The following is a 19,744-nucleotide window of genomic DNA, read 5'->3' as shown; positions in this document are numbered from 1 at the left end:
CTCAGCCGGTGGAGGTGACGCGCGCCGCCGCCCGGCGCGTCACCGGCTGGTAGTCCGCGTAGCGGAAATCGCTCATCTGGCGAAGATACTGGGTCGCGAAACCCGGATACATCGAGGCGTTGAATCCGTCCTTGGTGAGATACCAACTGCGGCAACCCGACATCCAGGTCGTCTTGTTGAGCCGGCGCTGGATGTCGGCGTTGTGGCGCAGTTGGACGTCGTGGCGTACGTCCAGGTAGCGCAGGTCGTCGTCCAGGATGGCGCGGATGCCGCGCACCGCGTAGTCGAGCTGGCCCTCGATGTAGACCAACAGCGAGTTGTGCCCCGGCCCGGAGTTGGGGCCGGTCATGAAAAAGAGGTTCGGATAGCCGTGCACGTTGATGCTCTTGTAGGCCTGTGCGCCGTCGGCCCATTCGGCGGCCAGCGACCGGCCACCGAGACCGGTGACGGCGAACGGCGGGCCGGTGAGGTGGACGTCGTAGCCGGTGGCGAACACGATGCAGTCCAGGTGGTGCTCGATGCCGTCGCTGGTGCGGATGCCGACCGGGCTCAGCGTTGCGATCGGCCAGGTGATCAGTTTGCAGTTGTCGCGTTGCAGGGCCGGGTAGTAGTCGCTGGAGACCAGCATCCGCTTGCAGCCCGGGGCGAAGTCCGGGGTCAGCTGCCGCCGCAGCCACGGGTCTTTGACCGTCGCGCGCAGATGGGCTTGGCCGAGCCGGGCCACCAGCGCGGTGAGCGGGGTGTTCCACACCAGCGCCGTCGCGCTGGCCTCGTGGCCCCAGAACAGAGCTTGACGGGCAAGTTGTTGGACCGCAGGAACTTTGGCGAACAGGCTTTGTACCGCCGGCGGGGTCGCCACATCCAGGCGTGGCAACACCCAGCCGGGGGTGCGCTGGAACACCTTGACGAACCCGGCCTGCTTGACCAGTTCGGGGACGATCTGGATGGCGCTGGCTCCGGTGCCGATGACGGCGACGCGCTTACCCGCGAAGTCGTAGTCGTGGTCCCAGCGGGCGCTGTGGATCTTGTGTCCCCGATAGGTGTCCAGGCCGCGGATGTCCGGGAAGCCGGCATCCGACAGCGGGCCGGAGGCCAACACGACAGTGCGGGCGCGAAAACGCTTGCGGTTCTTGGTCTTGGCCGTCCACACGCCGGCGTTCTCGTCGAAGGTCAGGGCGTTGACCTCGTGCTTGAACCGGACGTGGCGGCGGATGTCGAACTTCGTCGCCATGTCTTCGAGGTGGCGGCGGATTTCCGGGGCGGGGGAGTAGGTTCGCGACCACGCCGGGTTCTGCACGAACGAGTACGAGTACAGCAGCGACGGGACGTCACAGCTGGCCCCGGGATAGGTGGTGTCGCGCCAGGTGCCGCCCACCTGCTCGGCGCGCTCCAATATGACGATGTCGGTGATTCCGGCCTCGGCCAACCGAATCGCGGTGCCGAGTCCGGTGAAGCCGGCTCCGATGATCAGGGTTGCGTAGGTGTGGTCGGTTGTCATGGTCATGCCGACGGGTCGTGGGTGAGTTCCTTCGACCAGCTCGGAGCCGGTCGCAGCAGCGGCTTGGGATAGAAATCCGACAGCCACACCATGGAATTGGCCAGCAATTGGTAGGGGTGGCGCGGGTTGACCACCCACATACCGTGCCGCTTGAGCAGCTGGTAGGTGGGCACCCGCCGGGTGCGTTCGCCGCGGTCGCCGAGTTGCTTGAAACGTTTCACCGCGTTGAACAATCGTTCGGAATCCATGCCCATCCCGGCCATTTCGTTGCGAATCCGATTGAGCAGTGGGACGTACATGACCATCCCGAGGATCAGCCCCGGGGAGGCAAAACGGCCCACGAGTTCGATGGCCAGGCGCCGCGCGCTGGCGTGGCCGATCATCTCCAGCACCTCGAAATCGACTGCGATGTGCCGTGATTCGTCGTTGTTGATCTTCTCGAAGACCTGATGACAGACCGGGTCCTCGACGGTGTCCAGCAGGAATTTCAGCAGTGCGCCGTCGAGGGCGACCTCGAGCATCGGGATCACGGTGCCCAGCACCGACAACGGCATGTCGTCGGCGAAGGTGTCTAGCCATTCGATGGCCAACTTGATGTTGACGTTGGGCTTGGGAATCTCGCCGTCGTCGAGCATGTCCCAGCGCTTCATCAGCGCCAATTCGGCGTTGGCGTGCCGTTGCTCCTCGGCATGGAAATAGCGGTAGATTTCCGCGATGGTCGGGTTCGGCGCTTTCTTGGCGAGCGCGGCAAATCCGCGGGCCCCGATGTTCTCGATCCAGCACAGGTCGGCCATGAAGGCCTTGAGCTTGGGCCGGAAGTCGGGGTTGATGGTGTCGGCACCCGGTGCGTCCCAGTCGATATCGGCGAGCGCCCACTGGCGGTCCTTGATCTTGGCGAGCATGGCTTCCATGTCGATGGCCATTGTTGGTTCCCTTCCCCCCTCGGGTCTATCGGTGCATGTTCGCCCGCGACACCTCGCCGACCGCGCGGACGTCCTGCAACGCGTGGGCGATGAATCGTGCGACGTAGGCCATGGCCTTGGCGGCTTCGGGTGTCAGCCGCGGAAGCGCTTGGAACACATGGACCTGGTGCGGCCAGATCTGCAACTCGCAGCGGCCGCCGGCCGCCGTGATGTCGGCAGCCAGCTGTCGCGCATCGTCCTGCAGCATTTCGGCCCCGCCGGCTTGAATCAGGGTCGGGGCAGCATCGCCCCGCCGGCGACATCCAGCGTCAGCCGGGGGTGGGTGAGTTCGATGCCCGGGTGATAGAGCGCGACCAGGCGGGCCGCGTCGGCCACCCGGATCGCGGGATCGGGCCGAATCTTTTCGCGGGCCAGCGACAGCGCGAACGTCATGTCGATCAGCGGCGAGAACAGCACCAGCGCGGCGGGGGATTGCGCGGCGACCTCGGGCTGCAACAGTATGTCGACCGTCAAATGGCCGCCCGCCGAATCACCAGCTACCACAATCTCTTTCGCCGGCACGGCACACGTTTGCACCAGCCAGTCCCAGCCCGCTCGAACATCGTCGGCGGCGGTGGGGAAGCGGTAGCGCGGCGCCAGCCGGTAGTCGATGCTGAACACCGGCAACCGGGTCAGCGACGACAGCCAGGATGTCAACCGCCGGTGAGTCTTTGGCGAACACACCGCGTAGCCGCTGCCGTGCACGTAGTAGATCGCACCCCCACTGGTCGACGAACGCGCCGCCGCGCTCGTCGGCGTCCGCGGCCCGTACACCCATTCGCCCTTGACTCGGCGGCCGTCGGGCAACCTGGTGTCGACCTGTTGGACGCGGGTGCCCGACAACGAGGGGCCGAACGTGGCCATCACCCGCGCGATCATCTGGCGGGACAGCCACATTCCCCACGCCCGCTCGGGCGGCACCAACCGGCTGAACGGCCGCAAGGTGTACGTGCTTATCGCCGCTGCGCCGCGGGACCGCAAGGACCCGCGGGCCGGAACGATGTCCGCCATGTCACGAAGTCAACAGCAAATGGTGACATTCATCAATGGCAGCTTTGGGCAACACCGGCGAGGAAGTCGGCTCAGTCCGCCCATTGCGCCGTCGTGGCGGCGACCGAATCGGCGACCCGGCGGCGGGCCGCGGCACGGTCGGGAAATGTGGCCGCCAGACCCTCGACGGCCCGGTCGGCCAGCGGCCGCCACTTTTCGGCCCAGCGGTCGATGACCGCGCGGTTGGCGGGGTTGGCGGCCAGCGCGTAACGGGCCAGCGCGACGCTCTACGCTTGGCTGCGCGTGGTATCGACCCGCGATTCTTGCAGCAGGGCGGCGGTCAGGCCGTCTCCGGCAGCGGTGGCCAGGTCGACGAACGCCTCCTTGAACAGCGCGTCAAGCGCTGGCTTGACCACCAGGTTCAGCGCCGTGAAGGCCTCGCCCCAGTCGTAGGCCAGCAGCAGCCGTTCGAGGGTCTCCCGGGCCGGCTGCCACGCCTCGTCGGTCTCCCAAATCCGCCGCGTCGCTTCGGGGTTGGCCAACTGCGTGCCGTGCGCCAGCGACAGCGACTTGGCCCAGTAGGCGATCCACTGCAGCGCCCGCAGCTCGTCGGCGGCCTGGAAGAACGCCGCATTGGTGAGGTAGGCACTGGGGGCCAGCTGACCCACATACAGACCGGTGATCTGCAGGACATGAAACACGTAGCGCGCCGGCACGTAGACGCGATTCAGCGTCTCGACCCACGCGGGGGTCCAGTCGCGCGTCGTAGTCGAGCGCCTCGTAATGGTCGACGACTCCCTCGGCATAAACCTCACGGTCGTGTTGCAGCGCGATGTAGCGGCGGTAGTTCAGCGCGGCCGGATCGCGAAAACCTTCCCAGTCGTCGGCCTGCAGCGGTGAGCCTTCGCGATGTTTGAGATACCACCGGTTGATCGCGCTGCCCGGGTCGAAATCGAACGGGGCGGGTTTGCGGTTGAAGTGGTAGTGGAATCGGCCGGTGACGGCTTCGTACGCGGTAGGTTTACGCCGGGTATCGCCGGTGATGCTCCATGTCTTGAGCCGTCGGGGTGCTGCGGTGGTCATCAGTCAGTCCTCTCGATCCAAGTACCAGTGCAGTTCGTCGTCGCCGACGTAGCGGATCCGGCCGGCAAACCCGACCGATGCCGGCTCCAGCGTCGCCAGCGGGAATGGTTGTCCGGCAGCGGCTTCCAGGCTGGCGCGGGTGACGCGCAGGAAATGCGGCGCGTGAATGCGCACATAGCCGGCATGGTCGTCGATGACGACGGCGGCGTCGGGGTTGTCGGCATAGATCGCCTCGGTGACCGCCGAGACGATCTCGGGGTCGAAACCGCGCACGACGGGGCCGACGAGCTTGGCCTGCTCGGCAGCTGCGGGCATTGCTGGCTCCCTTCGGTGAGCGATACGACAATTTGATCGCCATCACGGCGCACCGGATGGCTGTGCAGGCGGCAGTTGGTGGGATTCACGCCGGCGCCGGTGGTCAGATCGAATTCCCAGCTGTGCGCGCCGCACGTCAGGACGTCATCCTCGACATCGCCGTCGGCAAGCGGGTATCCCGCGTGCGGACACCGGCCGTCGTACGCGCGGATCTCCCCGCTGCGCAAGTGCGCCAGCAGGATCGGCCGATCGCCCACATAGAACTCGCCGACTTCGCCCTCCCACAGCTCGTCGAGGGTGGCGATGGGGGTCCAGTGCTGGACGCTAGTCATACGCCTCGACGTGGTCCAGCGGCCCCACGCCGGCCGCACCGATGCGCGCCTGCGGATCCAGCACGTTTCCGTTGTGGCGCAACCGGATCGGCGCGTCGCGCTTGGCGACACGGTGCCCCACGACGTGGTGGGCGATTGCCGCACTCACGGCCTCGACGGTGTCTGCGTCGTCCACGGGGATCAGCAGTTCGAGCACATCGCCCTCGAACAAGGCCGTCAATGGAAGCAGCGCCATGGCCCTAGCCCTTCGCTCCGTTGGTCGATCCGTTCAGTGCCCACGTATAATTGTCGGCATCCTGGCCCTGCTCCTCGGCCGAGAGCCCGAAGTACTGCAGCACGGCCCCTAGATCCGGGGGGCTGATCTCCCCGGAGAGCACCCGGTCGATCAGCGACTGGTGGCCGGCGAACCGGTCCGGGCGCTGGGCGAAGATCCACCGGCACGGCTCCGAGCAGAACAGGTACTTGCGCCCGTTGTGCACATATGTCGGCGGCGCGGGATCGGTGTGCGCGCCGACGATTACGCCCGCGGCGCGCACCACCGGCAACTGGCACAGATTGCAGGTGATCGGGAGCGTCTCGCAGCTTGGCCGCGACGTCGCCGTTACGAACGTTCTCGGTGATGACGTCCCAGTGCTTGCCGAAGTCCCGGTTCCAACCGGGATACTTCTCTTCGAGCCACAGCCGCTCGGCCGCGGACACCCCGGCGTCGGGGTTCCACCACACTGTCGGCCGGTAGTACCACACCCCGAGGTGGATGGCGTGGTGATACCAGGTCAACTCGTTGATGAATTCGTCCCAGTACCAAGGAAACTCGAGACCGTAATCGCGGAATTGGTCGGCGAATGGTTTGACCACCCAGTCCTCGATGAACTCCTTGAAGCTCATCCGCCGGTTTTCCAGCGGTGTGTAGTAGTCCATCGACAGGCCGGTCAGCAGGGCGAAGATGCGCCATGACCGCCAGAACATGTGGTCGATGAGGAACTGGCCCCACTCGGCCTCACCGTTGTCGATGAGCACCTTGATCGTCGGCTCGCCCTGCTGGGCGTGCCGCGCCTCGTCGGTCTGAATCGAGCTGATCAGCGCGCCGAACTCCAAGTCGCCCACGTCGATGGCGTCGGCGGCCATGCCCAGGAACTGCAGGTTGGTGAAGCCGGTCTCCAGGGTGAACGTCAATTGCAACGCGATGGACAGGGCGTCGTTGGCCACGAACATGTCGTCGAACATATAGCGCACCGCCAGCACGATCCAGTTGTTGGTGTGAAATGCCTTGAGCGCCCAGTCGCCTCGTGGCTCCTTGTCGAGCAGACCGAACGGGAAGAACGCCTGGATCTGGCCGTGGCGGACCTCGTCGAGGGTGCCGAAGGTGGCGGTGTTGCGCCACGCGGCGGAGCGGCCGAACCGGCCTATCCGCGCCTCACCGATGGACGCCAGGTACTCCGGCATGGTGATCGCCCCGTAGTGCGCGACGATCACCGACTTCCAGCCGGGGTCGAGTTGATCGAACAACTTCGAGCGCCCGATCGCGTTCTTCAACGAGTACGTCGTGGTGTCCTTGGTGACCTGATTGTGGACGTACTCCCGATAACCGATCTTGTACGGCTCGTCCCATTTGAGCCAGCCTTCCGCCGAGACGCGGTGCGTCCCGGACAGCTCTTCGGGAAACACCTCGTCCTCGGTGACGTAACGAAAGGTCTAGTTGGTGTCGCGGGCGAGGTCGTACCAATCACTGCGTGCGAGTTTGGGCATAAGTCGTCCTTGGTCCTGCTCGAGTCCTGCTCGGGGCGCCATCCGAGCTGCGTGGATGACGCGATTGGCGTCCATGATGAGACAAATCCCAAGGAGTCCTAAGGGTTCTGCTCACGCAGATTCGCATCCTCTTGCGTTCGGTACGCCGGAGTTACGATCCGGTGCGAACCCCTGTGGGCCGCAACCGAATGAGAAAGGCCGGCGTGACCGTTACCGACGGATACCGGACGAACGTTCACGCGAGCACGTTCCCGAGCAAGCAGGCAGCGGGGATGGCTGGCAGGCACGGGTGGCCGCGGGTGCTCGACGTCGCGGCGGGCCGACCCACCGAGGTCGCGCTCTGAAACCCGAAGGCGCACGGCATCGCAGCCTCGACTCGAAAATCGTCGTGGCTCTGGATCGCGTTGGCGACGCGCTGCATGTGCTCGCACGCCGCAGTGCGGAGGCCCACGATCTGTCGAGCACCCAGATGCGGGTGTTGGTTTGGCTTTCCGTGGAACCGCCTCCCGTGGCGCGCAGCACTGCGCTGGCCCGCGAACTCAATGTTGCCGATCCCACCGTCAGCGATGCGATCGCGGCGTTGATCCGCAAGGGTCTGCTGGTGCGAACCCGGGATCCACATGACGGACGCCGTCACGACCTTGCGCTGACCCAAGCCGGTCGCAAGGCCGCCGGCGAAGTGTCGCGGTGGACGGCGCCGGCGGAGATCGCCACATCCAAGCTTGACCGAGTCGAGGCGGAGCAGTTGCTCGACAGCTTGCTGGTCGTAATCGCTAAACTGCATGAGGCACAACTTCTCCCGGTGACCCGGGCCTGCAGCACCTGCGCGCGGCTGGAAACGATCCAGGGCAGCACCCGGCAATACCGGTGCACGTTCTACGACATACCGATGACCGTCTCTGATTTGCGGGTCGACTGCGCAGAACACGTGACCGCCTAGCTTTGCTCGCACCTGCGGATCGCTCGTCGCCGAACTCTTGCACGACGAGAAAACCTGCTCCCGGATAATCACTTCAGTTGGCCGAGAAGTGCTGAGGAAAGGAAAGCCGCTGATGATCCGCGGAAAGTCCGTCGTCGTAACGAGTTCCACTTCAGGTATCGGTCTTGGCGTCGCACGGGCCTTCGCCGCAGAAGGCGCGAACGTGACCCTCAACGGGTTCGGCGACCCTGCCGCTATCGAGCAGCAGCGGCACGATATCGAAGAGACCTTCGGCGTGACGGCGGCCTACGCGGGCGCCGATGTGACCAAGCCGGCTGAGATCGCCGAGATGATCGACGACGCCGAACGGACCTTCGGGGCGGTCGACGTCCTGGTCAACAACGCCGGCATCCAGTTCGTGGCGAAGCGGGAGGATTTTCCGGTCGACAAGTGGGACGCGGTGATCGCGACGAACCTGTCGTCGGTTTTCCACACCTGCCGCTGCGCACTGCCCGGGATGAAACGCCGCGGTTGGGGCCGAATCATCAACATCGCTTCGGCGCACGGCCTGGTGGCGAGCGCGCAGAAGGCGGCCTACGTCGCGGCCAAGCACGGCGTCGTCGGACTGACAAAGGTGGTAGCGATCGAAACCGCGGAGGACGGCATCACCTGCAACGCGATCTGCCCGGGGTGTGTGCTGACACCGCTGATCGAGCAGCAGAGCGAAGCGTTCGCCGACACGACGGGCCAGTCCTTCGACGAGGCCAAGCGAGAATTCGTTGCCGAAAAGCAGCCGATGGCCCGCTTCACCCGCCCGGAAGACGTTGGCGCACTTGCGGTCTTCCTGGTCGGCGAGGCGGCCGCCACCATCACCGGCGCGAGCTACTCGATCGACGGTGGCTGGACCGCCCAATGAGGCGCTACGCCCGTTGCAGCAGCGGACGGCTACGCACCAGCGTCGGCCACCAGAACCACGGCCCGAGGATCCGCAGGATGCACGGCACCACGAACGAACGCACGATCAGCGTGTCGAGCAGCAGACTGATGCAGACCGTGGAACCCACCTGACCGATCGTCCGCAGATCGCTGGACAGCATCGCCAACATCGTGAACGCGAACACCAAACCCGCGGACGTCACGACCCCGCCCGTGCTGCCGAGGGCGCGGATCAGGCCGGTGTGGATTCCGGCGTGCAACGCCTCCTTTACGCGCAGGATCAACAACAGGTTGTAGTCCGAACCCACCGCCACCAGGATGATGAACGTCAGCGGCAAAATCAGCCAGTGCAACGGCAGACCGATCAGATGCTGCCACACGAGTATGGAAAGTCCGAACGCGCCGGCGTAAGAGAAGGCCACCGTGAGGGGAATGACCAAGGCCGCCATCAGGCTTCGGTTGAGGAACAACATGATCAAGAAGATCAGCACGAACGCGGCGATCGCCACGATCAGCAGATCGGACGCGGCGTATTGCTTGATGTCCTTGTTGGTCGCTCCGGAACCGCCGATATAGACTTTCGAGCCCGCCAGCGAGGTCTCCTTGAGCGCCACGGTGATGGCCGTGGGGAACTGCTCGACGTGCTCGACGCCTTCCGGGCCGTTGGCGTCCCCCTCGTGGGTCACGATGATCCGCGCGGCGCGGCCGTCCGGCGACATCAGTAGCGCCATACCGGTTTTGACGTCTTCGTTGTCGAAGCCCTCGTGCGGAATGTAGAAGAAGTCATCGCTGCGCGACGCGTCGAAGTCGAGCCCGACATTGATCTGGTCGTCGAAGGTCTGGTCGGTCTGCGTGGTCTGCAGAGACGACTGTCCGTAGGTGTTGACCAACAGGGACGCCAGCGCCTCGGAGTCGTCGGCCGTGAGTTTCAGCTGCGTGATGATCTGCGGCAAGGTCTTGTCGATGACCTCGAGCGACGAGACGGCGTCCTTGATATCGTCGGCCAGCTTGTCCAGGCCGTCGATCGACTCGAACAGCGACCTGAACGCGTAGCAGACCGGGATGTCGAAACAGTGCTTCTCCCAATAGAAATAGCTGCGCATCGGCCGGAAGAAGTCTTCGAGATTGGCAAGGTTTGCCCTCAACTCGTCGGTGACCTTTTGCATGTCCTCCATCGTGAGGACCGTTTTGTGCATCTCGTCCGACATCGTCTGGAAGAAGTCGATCTCTTACGCAAGACCGCGACCGTGTGCGTCGTAATCTCCGCTTGCTCTTGGGTATTGGCGTTTTGCCGCTGGTTGAACGGAAGCTGCTGGCCCAGACCGCTGCCTTGCGTGGTGAACAAGTACGGGATGGTGGCATGTTCCAAGGCCTGCCCCATCGGCCTGGTGATGCTTTGCACCATCGCGACGCCGGGCAGGCGTTCGAGAGCCTTGGCGGCGCGGTCTAACGAGATGAAGTCACCCAAGTTTCGCAGATCGTGATCCGATTCGATCATCAGCATCTCGGAAAACAGCTTGCTCTTCGGGAAGTGCCGATCCGCCGCCTGGAAGCCAAGATTGGCGGGGGCGCTGCGCGGCTGGTACTGGCGGTCGTCGTAGTTCTGCCGATACGTCGGCACGAAGATCGCCCCGAGCATGACGGCGGTGGTACTGGCCGCGAGAACCGGTACCGGCCACCGGACCACGCTCGTCCCGATCCGCCGATACAGATGGGCCTTGGCCTTGCTTTTCGGGTCGAAGAGCCCGAAGAGACTGCCCACGGTCAAGAAGGCCGGACCGAGGGTCAGCGCCGCCGCGATGTTGAACAGCATGCTGATCGCAACGGCCGGCCCCATGGTGTGGAAGTAGTTCAGTCGCGCGAAAGTCAAGCAGTAGCAAGTGCCCGCGATCGTCAGCCCCTCGCCGAGGATGACGGGCGTGACACTCTTATAGGCGGTGTAGAACGCCTGCTCCCGGCCTTCCCCGTCATGTCGCGCCTCGTGGTAGCGGCCCATCAAGAAGATGCCGTAGTCCGTGCCCGCGCCCAAAGTCAGTGCGACGACGATGTTTACCGCGAACGACGAGAGCTCGATGTACCCGAGATGACCGAGGGCTGAGATGACCCCCTTGGCGACCAGCATCTCGAACAGAACTCCGGCCAACGGCACAAACAGCGTGACGATGGAGCGGTACACCAGCAGCAACGTCGCGATGATCAGAAAGATCGTCACGATCGTGATGTCGTTCAGGCTCGAATTCGCGATTGCCACCGTGTCCGAGGCCAGCGGGGCGGCGCCTCTGACGTACACCTTGAGCCCGGGCGGCGGCGTGTCCTTCGCGACGATAACCCTAACGGCCGCAACGGATTCGTTGGCTTGCATTTGGCCGATATCGCCGGCGGCCCGCCACAGCACGTAGGCGCACTTGCCGTCGAGGCTCTGCGCCCCGGCCGCGGTGATCGGTTTGCCCCACAGATCCATGGCGTACTGCACATGCTTGGGGTCTTGCTTGAACCGGCGCATCAACTCGTCGTAGTACTGATGATCGGCGTCGCCCAGCGGCCGGTTGGCTTCCAGCACGATCATGGCCAAGCTGGTCGAATCGGACTCCCGAACTTCGCGCCGATGGACAACAACGCCCGTTGCGACGGCGCGTAGTGCGGAACCACCGGCCCCGCAAGCTCTTCGGCGACCCGCTCCACCTGCGGCATGAAGGTGTTCGTCGACACGGCCAGCAGGGCCCAGAAGGCGATGATCGGTATCGCGAACATGCGGACCATTCGAGGGACGAGCGGTCGCTTCGCCGGCGGCTCCGACCGATGCTCGCTCATGCGGACTTCACCAGGCAGAACACGTGTGCGTCCTGATGGGTATCGGATTGTTCAGCGCGGACAACACCATTGACCCGCAGCCGGCAGCCGACCTGACCGCCCTTGACCTGCGCCGAGATGCTGCCGGAGACCACGGTGAGTGTGGTCGACTCCGTGTGCGACCACGGCAAGGTCGTCAGGTCGACCCGGTGCGGATGTCCGTTGACGTCCATCCAGACCAGCATCCCGCCCTGCCCGACGGAACCGAACAACTCATAGGTGAGTCGTTTGATGCTGAACTCCGGCGGCGCCGCCGGCGGATTGACGGTGATGACGGGCGGGGGATCGGAGAATTGATGCACCTTCCACATGGCCACCCCGCCCACGGTGAGCGCGACGACGGCAACCAGAGGCATCCAGACTCGTGCCAAGACGGTCCTGCCGACCGAACGAGGGCTCACTCGATCACCCTTTCGCACTCCGGTTCGGGCCTTGCGCTGTCATCTCACCCCACCCACACGCCGCCCCAAATAGTAGACGGTCATGTGCTCAATGCGATGGACTGATGGTCAAGAGTAGCGGCTTTGCGCCAATACGAGAACATGATGACCACGGACGTTGCCATCCGCCGGGGCTCACCGCAATGCAGTCGGGCCCATTCCCGCCCAGCTCCGCACGAATCGCCATGACCATGCCGTTTTGCCTTTGACGCCGCCGGTGGCGGGAAAATGCGCGTGAGAACGGGCATGAGTCGCGGCCATATAATTGCTCACGACAATTTCCGCAACCGCCTTTTCAGCCGCACGCTACGGAGAATCTGGGTCGTGAAATTCAGCGAGGCGAACATGGGGAACACCCCGAGGAATGTCCGCTCGGAGGGCGTCGCGCCGCGCAGGTGGTAAAGGCTGCCGAACACGTAGAAACACCCGATCATGAATAACGCGCCAGGGATGCAAAGCGCCATCACGGAGCTGCGAACGCCGATTATTTGCCTGGCGTAGTCCAGCTCTTCGGCCGACATTGATTCGCCTTTGCGCACCTTGGTGGTGACCGTTCGGGCGATTCCGATTTCGTCGCTGATCGCAGTGGTGGGTCGGTCCCCCGAGACGTTTGACATAGACGGCAGCAAAGGTGGCGAACACCAGAGCCAGCACCAGGGCAACGACGGTCAGCAGTCCATACAAGCCTTGATCCATCGCGCACTCCTTCGTAGCCGTTATGGACGCGACCGGTCACTAGCGTAGGCCGGCGCCGGGGCGGTGCGAAATCCCGCTGGCAAAGTTTGGTCAGGGGGCGGTAACGGTTCAGGCTCGTTTCGGTCATGGCGCCGCACGTCGGGCGATGCCGCCGATCGCCCGGTTTAACAATGCGGGACATGACGCAATCGCGGGAGCGCGACGATGGCGCGTGAGATCTCGCGGCAGACTTTTCTGCGCGGTGCCGCCACAGCGCTGGCGGCCGGCGCGGTGTTCGGTACCGGGCGGATGGGTTCGACCCCGGCTGCCGCTGCGCCGAATGCCACTGGCTGGGACGGTCTTTCGTCCGCGCTCGGTGGCAAGGTGTTGCTCCCCGACAGCCCGCAATTCGGTGCGGCCAAGCAGGTTTTCAACACCAACTACAACGGCTTGACGCCGGCGGCGATCGTCACCCCGACCTCGGAGGCAGACGTGCAAAAGGCGATGGCTTTCGCCGCGGCCAATCACCTCAAAGTCGCTCCGCGCAGTGGTGGACACTCCTACATCGGTGCCTCTACGGCCAACGGCGTCATGGTGTTTGATCTGCGCCAGCTGCCCGGGGGCGTTAACTACGACGCCGCCACCGGGCAAGTCACGGTGACGCCGGCGACGAGTCTGTATTCGATGCACGAAACCCTGGCCGGGGCCGGCCGGGGGCTGCCCACGGGTACCTGCCCATCGGTGGGCGCCGCGGGTCACGCCCTGGGCGGCGGGATGGGTGCCGATTCCCGGCATGCCGGATTGCTCTGTGACCAGTTGACGTCGGCGCAGGTGGTGCTGCCCGGCGGTCAGCTGGTCACCGCGTCCGCCAACAGCAACCCCGACCTGTTCTGGGCGCTGCGCGGCGGCGGGGGCGGCAACTTCGGGGTGACCACGTCGCTGACCTTCAACACGTTCGCAACCCACGACGTCGATGCGGTGAACCTCAATTTCCCGCCGCAGTCGTTCGCGCATGTGCTCGTCGGCTGGGCCAATTGGCTGCGCACCGCGGACCGCAACAGCTGGGCCTTGGCGGACAGCACCACCGACGGATTCGGGACGAGCTGCCGCATTATGGCGACCTGCCCGGCCGGATCGGGTCCCGGCGTGGCGAAGGCCGTTACCGCCGCGGTCGGCCTGCAACCGACCGGGATCGAGAACCACACGTTCAACCGCATGGACTTGGTCAGGTATCTGGCCGTCAACAACCTGAACCCGCAACCACTGGGCTACGTCGGCGGGTCGGATGTCTTCCAGAGCCTCACGCCGGCCGCGGCGCAGGGAATCGCCGCCGCCGTCAACGCATTTCCGCGCGGCGCCGGCTGCATGCTGGCCATCATGCACGCCCTGGACGGCGCGCTGGCCACCGTGGCCCCGGGTGCCACCGCCTATCCGTGGCGCCGTCAGGCCGCGCTGGTGCAGTGGTACGTCGAGACCGGTGATGCGGCGGCGGCGACGAACTGGCTCGCCACGGCACACCAAGCGGTGCAACCGTATTCGGTCGGCGGCTACGTGAACTACATCGAGGCGAAGCAGCCGCCGACCCGCTATTTCGGCCAGAACCTGCCCCGGCTGTCCGCCGTGCGGCAGAAGTATGACCCGGGCCGGGTCATGTTCTCCGGGCTGAACTACTAGCCGCCCGGTGGGCGCGTCGCGGGTGCGCTGACGCCGCCGCCAGTGCACGCCGAAATCCGCCAGCACACTCGGTGTCCGATTTGCCGGCCGGGCGTCCGGCGTGGTCTGGGCGGCGCCCCGCCGCGTCGGCAAGGATGAAGCCCGGGGGAGGCCCGCCCAATCGCAGGCGGAAGACGGGGAACAACACGAAATTCTCCGCGGCGCCCGCTGTGTCCGGGATCACGCGACTTAGAGGGGGCTTGGTAGCAACGGCGTAGCGAGAGAGGATAGGGCATAGCCTTTGCTATTTAAGGGAGGTCTCGTGGTGCGTGCCCCGGCGGGCTCGGAGGACATCCGTGCGGAGGTAGGCGACCTGCTCGGCGTCGACGCTGTTCAGCCAGCCGACAACCTGGCGTGTCAGGGCCTCGGCCGCAGGATGCCGACGGCCGGCCCGACAGTAGCCGCAGCTTCCCGCGCCGCAGACATTGTGGTCCGGTGAGCGCGATGACGTTCCGTGACCTGATCAGCAGGCCGTCGACGTTTCCGTCCTGGATCAAGCGTGTCCCGGGCCGCGCCGCGCAGCCGTCCGTGGGCGCCACGGTGGTGTTTCCGCACGCCGGAGCGGCCGCGGCGAGCTATCGGGTGCTGGCCACCGGCGGCGATACCGATAGGTCGTTTCGAGCCCGGCGGGCAGCAGCAAGCGCAGGAAGGCGATGATCGCGTCGTCGGTGAGTTTCTCGCCGTCGATCTCGGCGGTGACCAGGTCGCCGATGATGTCGTTGGTCGGCTTGCGGCGCCGCTGCTCGACCTGCTCGAGGAAGTGGCCGTGCAACTCGGTCGCGGCGTTGAGCCCGGCCACGATGTCGGTCGGAATCGAGATGAGATCGAGCGACAGGCGCCGGAACATGTCGAGATCCTCCGGGGGCAGGCCCAGCAGCGCCGAGATGATCCGGGTGGGGAACTCGAACGTCAGCGCCTTGACCAGGTCGGCCTGACCGTCGTGTTTGATCTCGTCGATCAGCTGATCGCACACCGGACCGATGACCGAGGGCTCCCAGCGTTCCAGCGCGGTGGCCCGAAAGGCCTTGGCCACCAGGCTGCGGTGGTCGTGGTGTTCCTTGCCGCCCATCGCCAGGATCGTATGCCCCATGACCAACCCGATCGTCTTGTCATAGGCGGCCGACGTGAAGATCCGATCGTCGCGGAAGGCTTGAAACACACCGTCATAGCCGAACAGCACCCACTCGTCTTTCGGCCGCAGCTCCTCGGGCATCTGGGAGTGATCCCCCAGCGCGCCGTGCCAGACCGGATCGGTACGCCGCATGTATTCGTAGAACGGATAGGGGCTGGCCTCACCGGTGAAGTCGAGGGTGACGGGCTCGCCGACGGAATAGATGCTTAACGGCATCAGCGCTCCTCCTGAGCAACCGGTAGGGCCGTTGATGCAGGTCGGTTCCCGACCGTCCCGGCATCTTCGGCGGGCCTGTGAGCAGATTGTCGCTATCATAGTATAAATAGCAACGAAGCCCAATCACTTGTGGTGATTACCGTAATGGGCTCAGTATTGATTGGGATAGGTCCAGGAGGCGGTGATTCTCAAGTGGCCCAGCGGCGATTCGTGTGTTCCCTCGACGAGCTGCCGCCCGGCGGGATGAAACTGGTCGACGTCGGCAAGTTCGGCGTGGGCGTGTACAACGTGCACGGCGCGCTGTACGCGATCGTGAACTACTGCTCGCACGAGGGCGCCCCGCTGTGCCTGGGCCTGCTCGCGGGTACCACCGAATCGGCGCCGAACGAACCCGGCGGGATACGCCGGGTTCGCGACGGGCAGATCGTCCGATGTGCTTGGCACAACTGGGAATTCGATGTGACGACCGGGCGCAATGTCGGCGATCCGAGTCGTCGTGTCCGTACCTGCCCGGTCGATGTCAGCGACGGCGAGGTGTACCTGACCGCATGAGCCCCATGGTTATCGACGCGAACGTGCAACCGCACTTCCGCTACAACGCCGAGATTCGGCGCTACCTGCCCGCCGCCCATCGACTGCGGGCGGTACCCGATGTCGAGCAGCAGTGGTACCAGGCGCCGAGCGGTGACTACCGTGCGGACCTCTACGGCGAGCACTACCCGGGGTCGGACCCCGCCACCGTGAGTCGCCACTTGTTCGACGACGCCGGGGTCGACTACGCGATCCTGAACCCGTTGACGCGCGGCAACATCGCCGACTACCTGCTCAACACGAGCATCTGCGCCGCGGTCAACGACTGGCTGCTCGATCGCTGGCTCGAGCCCGACACCACCGACCGATTCCGGGGCACGATCAAGGTCAACCCCGAGGATCCCCGCGACGCCGTCGCGGAGATCGAACGCCTCGCCGACCATCCGAAGCTGGTGCAAGTCGGGATCCCGATGCAGTCGCGCGAGCCGTACGGCAAACCGATGTTCGAACCCATCTGGGAGGCCGCCGCGGCCCACGGTCTGCCGGTCGCGGTGCACATCAACGGCGGCAACGGTGTCGACCACGCTCCGACGTTCGCCGGGCACGCGCACACCTAACCCGGCTATGCGTCGTTCATGCCGCTGAACTATTTCGTGCATCTGGCCACGCTGATCGTCGAGGGCGTGTTCGGCCGGCTGCCGAACCTCAAATTCGTCTTCGCCGACGGCGGCTACGACATCCTCACCCCGCTGATGTGGCGGCTGGACACCTTCTGGTTGTCGATGCGCGACCAAACCCCCTGGTTCGACCGCTATCCCAGCGAATATCTGCCCGGCCATGTCCGGTTCTGCTCATCGGCGTTGGACGGACCGCCCGATGCCGGCCACGCGCCGCGCTGGATGGAGTTCACCGGCAAATCCGACCTGGTGATGTACGGATCGAGCTACCCCCACTGGTCCACGTCGCCGCCGTCGATGTTGGCCGACAACCTCGACGCAGCCCAGCGCGACAAGGTGCTGTGGCGAAACGCGAGCGAGCTTTACGGGCTTGAGGCTAAGGAGCGAGCGCAATGACCACAATCGAACGCGTCGAACCGCAGACCGGTCGCGACGACCACGTCGCCGTCACCATCGTCGACACCGACGTCCACCCGCTGCCGGTCTCGACCGATGTGCTCAAGTCGTACGCACCGGCCGAGTGGGTCGACAAGATCTGGCCCACCGGAAATGCGGTCAGCCCCGTCGGTTATTTCTACGACACCCCGGATTCGTACAAGACGTCGTCGCTGCGGATGGACTCGTGGCCGCCGGGCGGCGGGGTCGTCGGCAGGACCCGGATTTCGCCGCCAAGCAACTGCTGGTCGACGCCGGCGTCAGCATCGCCTCGCTCGAGCCGATGTGCGACGCGCAGTTGCCCCAGGCTGAGCACGTGCTCAAGCCCACCTATAACGACTGGCTCGCCGACGTGTGGCTGGACAAGCACAACGCGCACGGCCGCTGGCGCGGGTCGATCAGCGTCAGCGCGCAGACGCCGGAGCAGGCGGCGCGCGAAGTCGAGCGATGGGCGGGCCATCCCTATATGGCTCAGGTGCTGATGACGCCGCAGACCCGCGGAATCCCTTTCGGCAGTCCGTATTTCGATCCTCTCTACGAAGCCGCGGCACGCAACGGGCTGCCGGTGGCCACCCACCTGATGGGGCAGACGCCGTTCGAACTGATCCCGCTGTATCCGGTCGGCAATCCCGCGCACTGGCACGACTTCTTCGCGTCCTGGCCGCTGCTGTATGTGTCGCACCTGATGAGCCTGGTTTTCGACGGCGCGTTTGATCGGCATCCCGATCTGCGCGTGGTCTTCGTCGAGGGCGGCTTCACCTGGGCGATGCCGGTGATGTCACGGATGGACCGGATCTGGGAGGCGCGCCGCGGCGACCTTCCGCAGGTGCGGCGTCGCCCGTCGGATTAGGTCCGCGAGCATGTCCGCTTCACCACTCAGCCCCTGGAAGACGTCGACACCGTAGAGTTTCGCGAAGATCTGGAAATGATGGACCTGGGAGACAATCTCATGTTCTCGACGGACTATCCGCACTGGAGCTATGACTCGCCGACGTACGCGATCAATCGGTTCCCCGCCGACCAGCGGGAGCGAATCATGCGCGGCAACGCGACGGCGCTGTACGGGTTGCCGCCGACCGTGCCGGCGCTGCCCGGTGAGCGACCTGGCGCCGCCACTGCGCAGGGCTGAGCCGGCCAGGCGCGGTCCGCGCACCGCGCAGAGGGCTCTGGGTGAGACCCGGCGGTCGGCCGGGTCTACCTTGAATATGGTTTCCGACATGGCCTATCGCCGTGCCCGGAGGACAGCCAGCCCCATCGCCCCGGAAGTTGAGACGGTATGACGCAAACGGATTTGACCCGCCCGCAAGGCATTAACCGCATCGACCCGGTGTTGCGCGATGCCGCGAGCGAGCTGGGCATCGTCGAATTCCGTGCCGAGACACTGGCCGCCGAGCGGGAGCAGGCCAACCGGCTTGCCGCGGAGCGCGCCGCGGCCGTCGACACCGAGGGCGTCACCGTCGAATCGCGCTCGATCTCCGGCCCAGGCGGCCGGCAGCTCAACCTCCGCTTCTACCGGGGCCGCATCGAGGGCGATTCGGGAGCGCCGTTGCTTGTCTACGCCCACGGCGGCGGCTTCGTGACCGGCAACCTGGACACCGACCACGCGGCGTGCGTTGAGCTGGCCCGCGAGGGCGGTTGCCTGGTGGTTTCCGTCGACTACCGGCTGGCTCCGGAGAATCCGGCCCCGGCGGCACTCGACGACGTCGAGGCGGGTTTCTACTACGTGCTCCGCAACTGCGCGGAGCTGGACGTCGATTCGAGCCGCGTCGCCGTGATGGGCCGGGATGCGGGTGCCGCACTGGTCGCGAGCCTGGCCCAGCGGATGTTCGACGCCGAGGGCCCGCAGATCCTGATGCAGATCTTGCACCAGCCCATGCTGGACAGCGATGCCACGCCGTCGCGCCGCGAATTTCAGCGCACGCCGGGTCTCAACGGTCCGGCGGTGAGCCGGGCGTGGGGCCACTACCTCGGCCCCGCCAGCGCCAGCGGCCAATACGTCCCGGCGCACCGGGCGAACCTGGAGGGGCTGCCGCCGACCTTCATCAGCTGCTCGGAGATCGACCCGTGCCGCGACGAGGCCATCGACTACGCCAACCGGCTGCTGCATGCCTTCGTCCACACCGAATTGCACGTGATCGCAGCGACATTCAACGGCTTTGACTCGTTGGTGCCGGATTGGGTTGTCTCGGTTGCGAACCGGGCGTTGCACGCGCAATCGGTGCGCCGGGTGTTCGCGATGTAACAGCTCGGCCGGGTAACGCTTACGGTATTGGCATTTGCTAATATCGAGAACG

The 19,744-nt window shown here is 65.3% G+C and carries 12 protein-coding genes and 10 pseudogenes; 8 read left to right on the top strand and 14 right to left on the bottom strand.

Annotated elements, in window-relative coordinates:
* Nucleotide 1: 1 nt before the first annotated feature.
* The 10 genes and pseudogenes from T428_RS0107905 to T428_RS34245 all read right to left on the bottom strand — a co-directional run.
* On the bottom strand, nt 2-1,504 hold the full coding sequence (locus T428_RS0107905; protein WP_025736045.1) for a flavin-containing monooxygenase: 1,503 nt from the start codon (nt 1,502-1,504) through the stop codon (nt 2-4).
* Nucleotides 1,501-2,421, bottom strand: coding sequence for a ferritin family protein (locus T428_RS0107900; protein WP_025736044.1), 921 nt, complete (start codon nt 2,419-2,421; stop codon nt 1,501-1,503). Before T428_RS0107900 ends, T428_RS0107905 begins: the two co-directional genes overlap by 4 nt.
* Before the next feature lie 25 nt (nt 2,422-2,446).
* A pseudogene (locus T428_RS26495) lies at nt 2,447-3,471 on the bottom strand (alpha/beta hydrolase).
* A 266-nt stretch (nt 3,472-3,737) separates the two neighbouring features.
* Nucleotides 3,738-4,256 carry a ferritin family protein gene (locus T428_RS34255; RefSeq protein ID WP_245604839.1) on the bottom strand — a complete coding sequence of 173 codons (519 nt, stop codon included), beginning with the start codon at nt 4,254-4,256 and terminating at the stop codon, nt 3,738-3,740.
* 34 nt (nt 4,257-4,290) lie between these two features.
* Nucleotides 4,291-4,533: pseudogene (locus tag T428_RS35340) on the bottom strand (toluene hydroxylase); the annotation flags it as partial.
* Nucleotides 4,534-4,536: 3 nt separating this feature from the next.
* On the bottom strand, nt 4,537-4,848 hold the full coding sequence (locus tag T428_RS0107885; RefSeq protein ID WP_025736043.1) for an MmoB/DmpM family protein: 312 nt from the start codon (nt 4,846-4,848) through the stop codon (nt 4,537-4,539).
* Between the two features lie 35 nt (nt 4,849-4,883).
* A pseudogene (locus T428_RS31835) lies at nt 4,884-5,180 on the bottom strand (Rieske 2Fe-2S domain-containing protein); the annotation flags it as partial.
* Nucleotides 5,173-5,415 (bottom strand): toluene-4-monooxygenase system B family protein, encoded by a 243-nt coding sequence (locus T428_RS0107880; protein ID WP_025736042.1) that lies wholly within the window; start codon nt 5,413-5,415, stop codon nt 5,173-5,175. The pseudogene T428_RS31835 and the gene T428_RS0107880, both read right to left, overlap by 8 nt.
* Before the next feature lie 4 nt (nt 5,416-5,419).
* Nucleotides 5,420-5,659 (bottom strand): YHS domain-containing protein, encoded by a 240-nt coding sequence (locus T428_RS34250; protein ID WP_245604849.1) that lies wholly within the window; start codon nt 5,657-5,659, stop codon nt 5,420-5,422.
* A 583-nt stretch (nt 5,660-6,242) separates the two neighbouring features.
* Nucleotides 6,243-6,845 (bottom strand): annotated as a pseudogene (locus T428_RS34245) (ferritin family protein); the annotation flags it as partial.
* A gap of 469 nt (nt 6,846-7,314) precedes the next feature.
* Here T428_RS34245 and T428_RS33505 point away from each other — a divergent pair.
* Nucleotides 7,315-7,866, top strand: coding sequence for a MarR family winged helix-turn-helix transcriptional regulator (locus T428_RS33505; RefSeq protein WP_245604838.1), 552 nt, complete (start codon nt 7,315-7,317; stop codon nt 7,864-7,866).
* Between the two features lie 112 nt (nt 7,867-7,978).
* Nucleotides 7,979-8,761, top strand: a complete 783-nt coding sequence (locus T428_RS0107860; RefSeq protein ID WP_025736039.1) for a 3-hydroxybutyrate dehydrogenase — start codon at nt 7,979-7,981, stop codon at nt 8,759-8,761.
* A 4-nt stretch (nt 8,762-8,765) separates the two neighbouring features.
* On the opposite strand, the pseudogene T428_RS26480 reads toward T428_RS0107860, so the two are convergent.
* The 3 genes and pseudogenes from T428_RS26480 to T428_RS26475 all read right to left on the bottom strand — a co-directional run bounded on the left by T428_RS26480 (nt 8,766) and on the right by T428_RS26475 (nt 12,767).
* Nucleotides 8,766-11,592 (bottom strand): annotated as a pseudogene (locus tag T428_RS26480) (MMPL/RND family transporter).
* Entirely contained in the window at nt 11,589-11,987 is a 399-nt protein-coding gene (locus T428_RS0107850; protein ID WP_025736038.1) for an MmpS family transport accessory protein, read from the bottom strand. Before T428_RS0107850 ends, T428_RS26480 begins: the two are co-directional and overlap by 4 nt.
* A gap of 353 nt (nt 11,988-12,340) precedes the next feature.
* Nucleotides 12,341-12,767: pseudogene (locus T428_RS26475) on the bottom strand (hypothetical protein).
* Nucleotides 12,768-12,971: 204 nt separating this feature from the next.
* On the opposite strand from T428_RS26475, the gene T428_RS0107840 reads away from it, so the two are divergent.
* A complete protein-coding gene (locus T428_RS0107840; RefSeq protein ID WP_025736037.1) occupies nt 12,972-14,420 on the top strand; it encodes an FAD-dependent oxidoreductase in 1,449 nt (482 codons plus the stop codon).
* Between the two features lie 483 nt (nt 14,421-14,903).
* Nucleotides 14,904-15,065 (top strand): annotated as a pseudogene (locus tag T428_RS34240) (thioesterase II family protein); the annotation flags it as partial.
* Here T428_RS34240 and T428_RS0107830 read toward each other — a convergent pair.
* A pseudogene (locus tag T428_RS0107830) lies at nt 15,064-15,807 on the bottom strand (cytochrome P450 family protein); the annotation flags it as partial. The pseudogenes T428_RS34240 and T428_RS0107830 overlap by 2 nt on opposite strands.
* 210 nt (nt 15,808-16,017) lie before the next feature.
* On the opposite strand from T428_RS0107830, the gene T428_RS0107825 reads away from it, so the two are divergent.
* The 4 genes and pseudogenes from T428_RS0107825 (at nt 16,018) to T428_RS0107810 (ending at nt 19,692) form a co-directional block, all read left to right on the top strand.
* The gene (locus tag T428_RS0107825) at nt 16,018-16,359 is read left to right on the top strand and encodes a Rieske (2Fe-2S) protein (protein ID WP_245604837.1); all 342 of its coding nucleotides are present in this window, start codon (nt 16,018-16,020) and stop codon (nt 16,357-16,359) included.
* 5 nt (nt 16,360-16,364) lie between these two features.
* Nucleotides 16,365-17,411 (top strand): annotated as a pseudogene (locus tag T428_RS26470) (amidohydrolase family protein).
* Between the two features lie 322 nt (nt 17,412-17,733).
* Nucleotides 17,734-18,579 (top strand): annotated as a pseudogene (locus T428_RS26465) (amidohydrolase family protein).
* 147 nt (nt 18,580-18,726) lie between these two features.
* On the top strand, nt 18,727-19,692 hold the full coding sequence (locus T428_RS0107810) for an alpha/beta hydrolase (RefSeq protein WP_025736034.1): 966 nt from the start codon (nt 18,727-18,729) through the stop codon (nt 19,690-19,692).
* The last annotated feature ends 52 nt before the right edge of the window (nt 19,693-19,744 follow it).

Origin of the sequence: Mycobacterium genavense ATCC 51234 (assembly GCF_000526915.1) — a bacterium.
GTDB lineage: Bacteria > Actinomycetota > Actinomycetes > Mycobacteriales > Mycobacteriaceae > Mycobacterium > Mycobacterium genavense.
This window is presented reverse-complemented; position numbering and strand designations above follow the sequence as displayed.

Excerpts from the sequence above, each read along its gene's own strand:
- T428_RS0107905 (WP_025736045.1), bottom strand. The coding sequence starts at position 1,504 with ATGACCATGACAACCGACCACACCTACGCAACCCTGATCATCGGAGCC.
- T428_RS0107885 (WP_025736043.1), bottom strand. The coding sequence starts at position 4,848 with ATGCCCGCAGCTGCCGAGCAGGCCAAGCTCGTCGGCCCCGTCGTGCGC.
- T428_RS0107880 (WP_025736042.1), bottom strand. The coding sequence starts at position 5,415 with ATGGCGCTGCTTCCATTGACGGCCTTGTTCGAGGGCGATGTGCTCGAA.
- T428_RS0107810 (WP_025736034.1), top strand. The coding sequence starts at position 18,727 with ATGACGCAAACGGATTTGACCCGCCCGCAAGGCATTAACCGCATCGAC.
- T428_RS34255 (WP_245604839.1), bottom strand. The coding sequence starts at position 4,256 with ATGCCGAGGGAGTCGTCGACCATTACGAGGCGCTCGACTACGACGCGC.
- T428_RS0107900 (WP_025736044.1), bottom strand. The coding sequence starts at position 2,421 with ATGGCCATCGACATGGAAGCCATGCTCGCCAAGATCAAGGACCGCCAG.
- T428_RS0107850 (WP_025736038.1), bottom strand. The coding sequence starts at position 11,987 with ATGCCTCTGGTTGCCGTCGTCGCGCTCACCGTGGGCGGGGTGGCCATG.
- T428_RS0107860 (WP_025736039.1), top strand. The coding sequence starts at position 7,979 with ATGATCCGCGGAAAGTCCGTCGTCGTAACGAGTTCCACTTCAGGTATC.
- T428_RS0107840 (WP_025736037.1), top strand. The coding sequence starts at position 12,972 with ATGGCGCGTGAGATCTCGCGGCAGACTTTTCTGCGCGGTGCCGCCACA.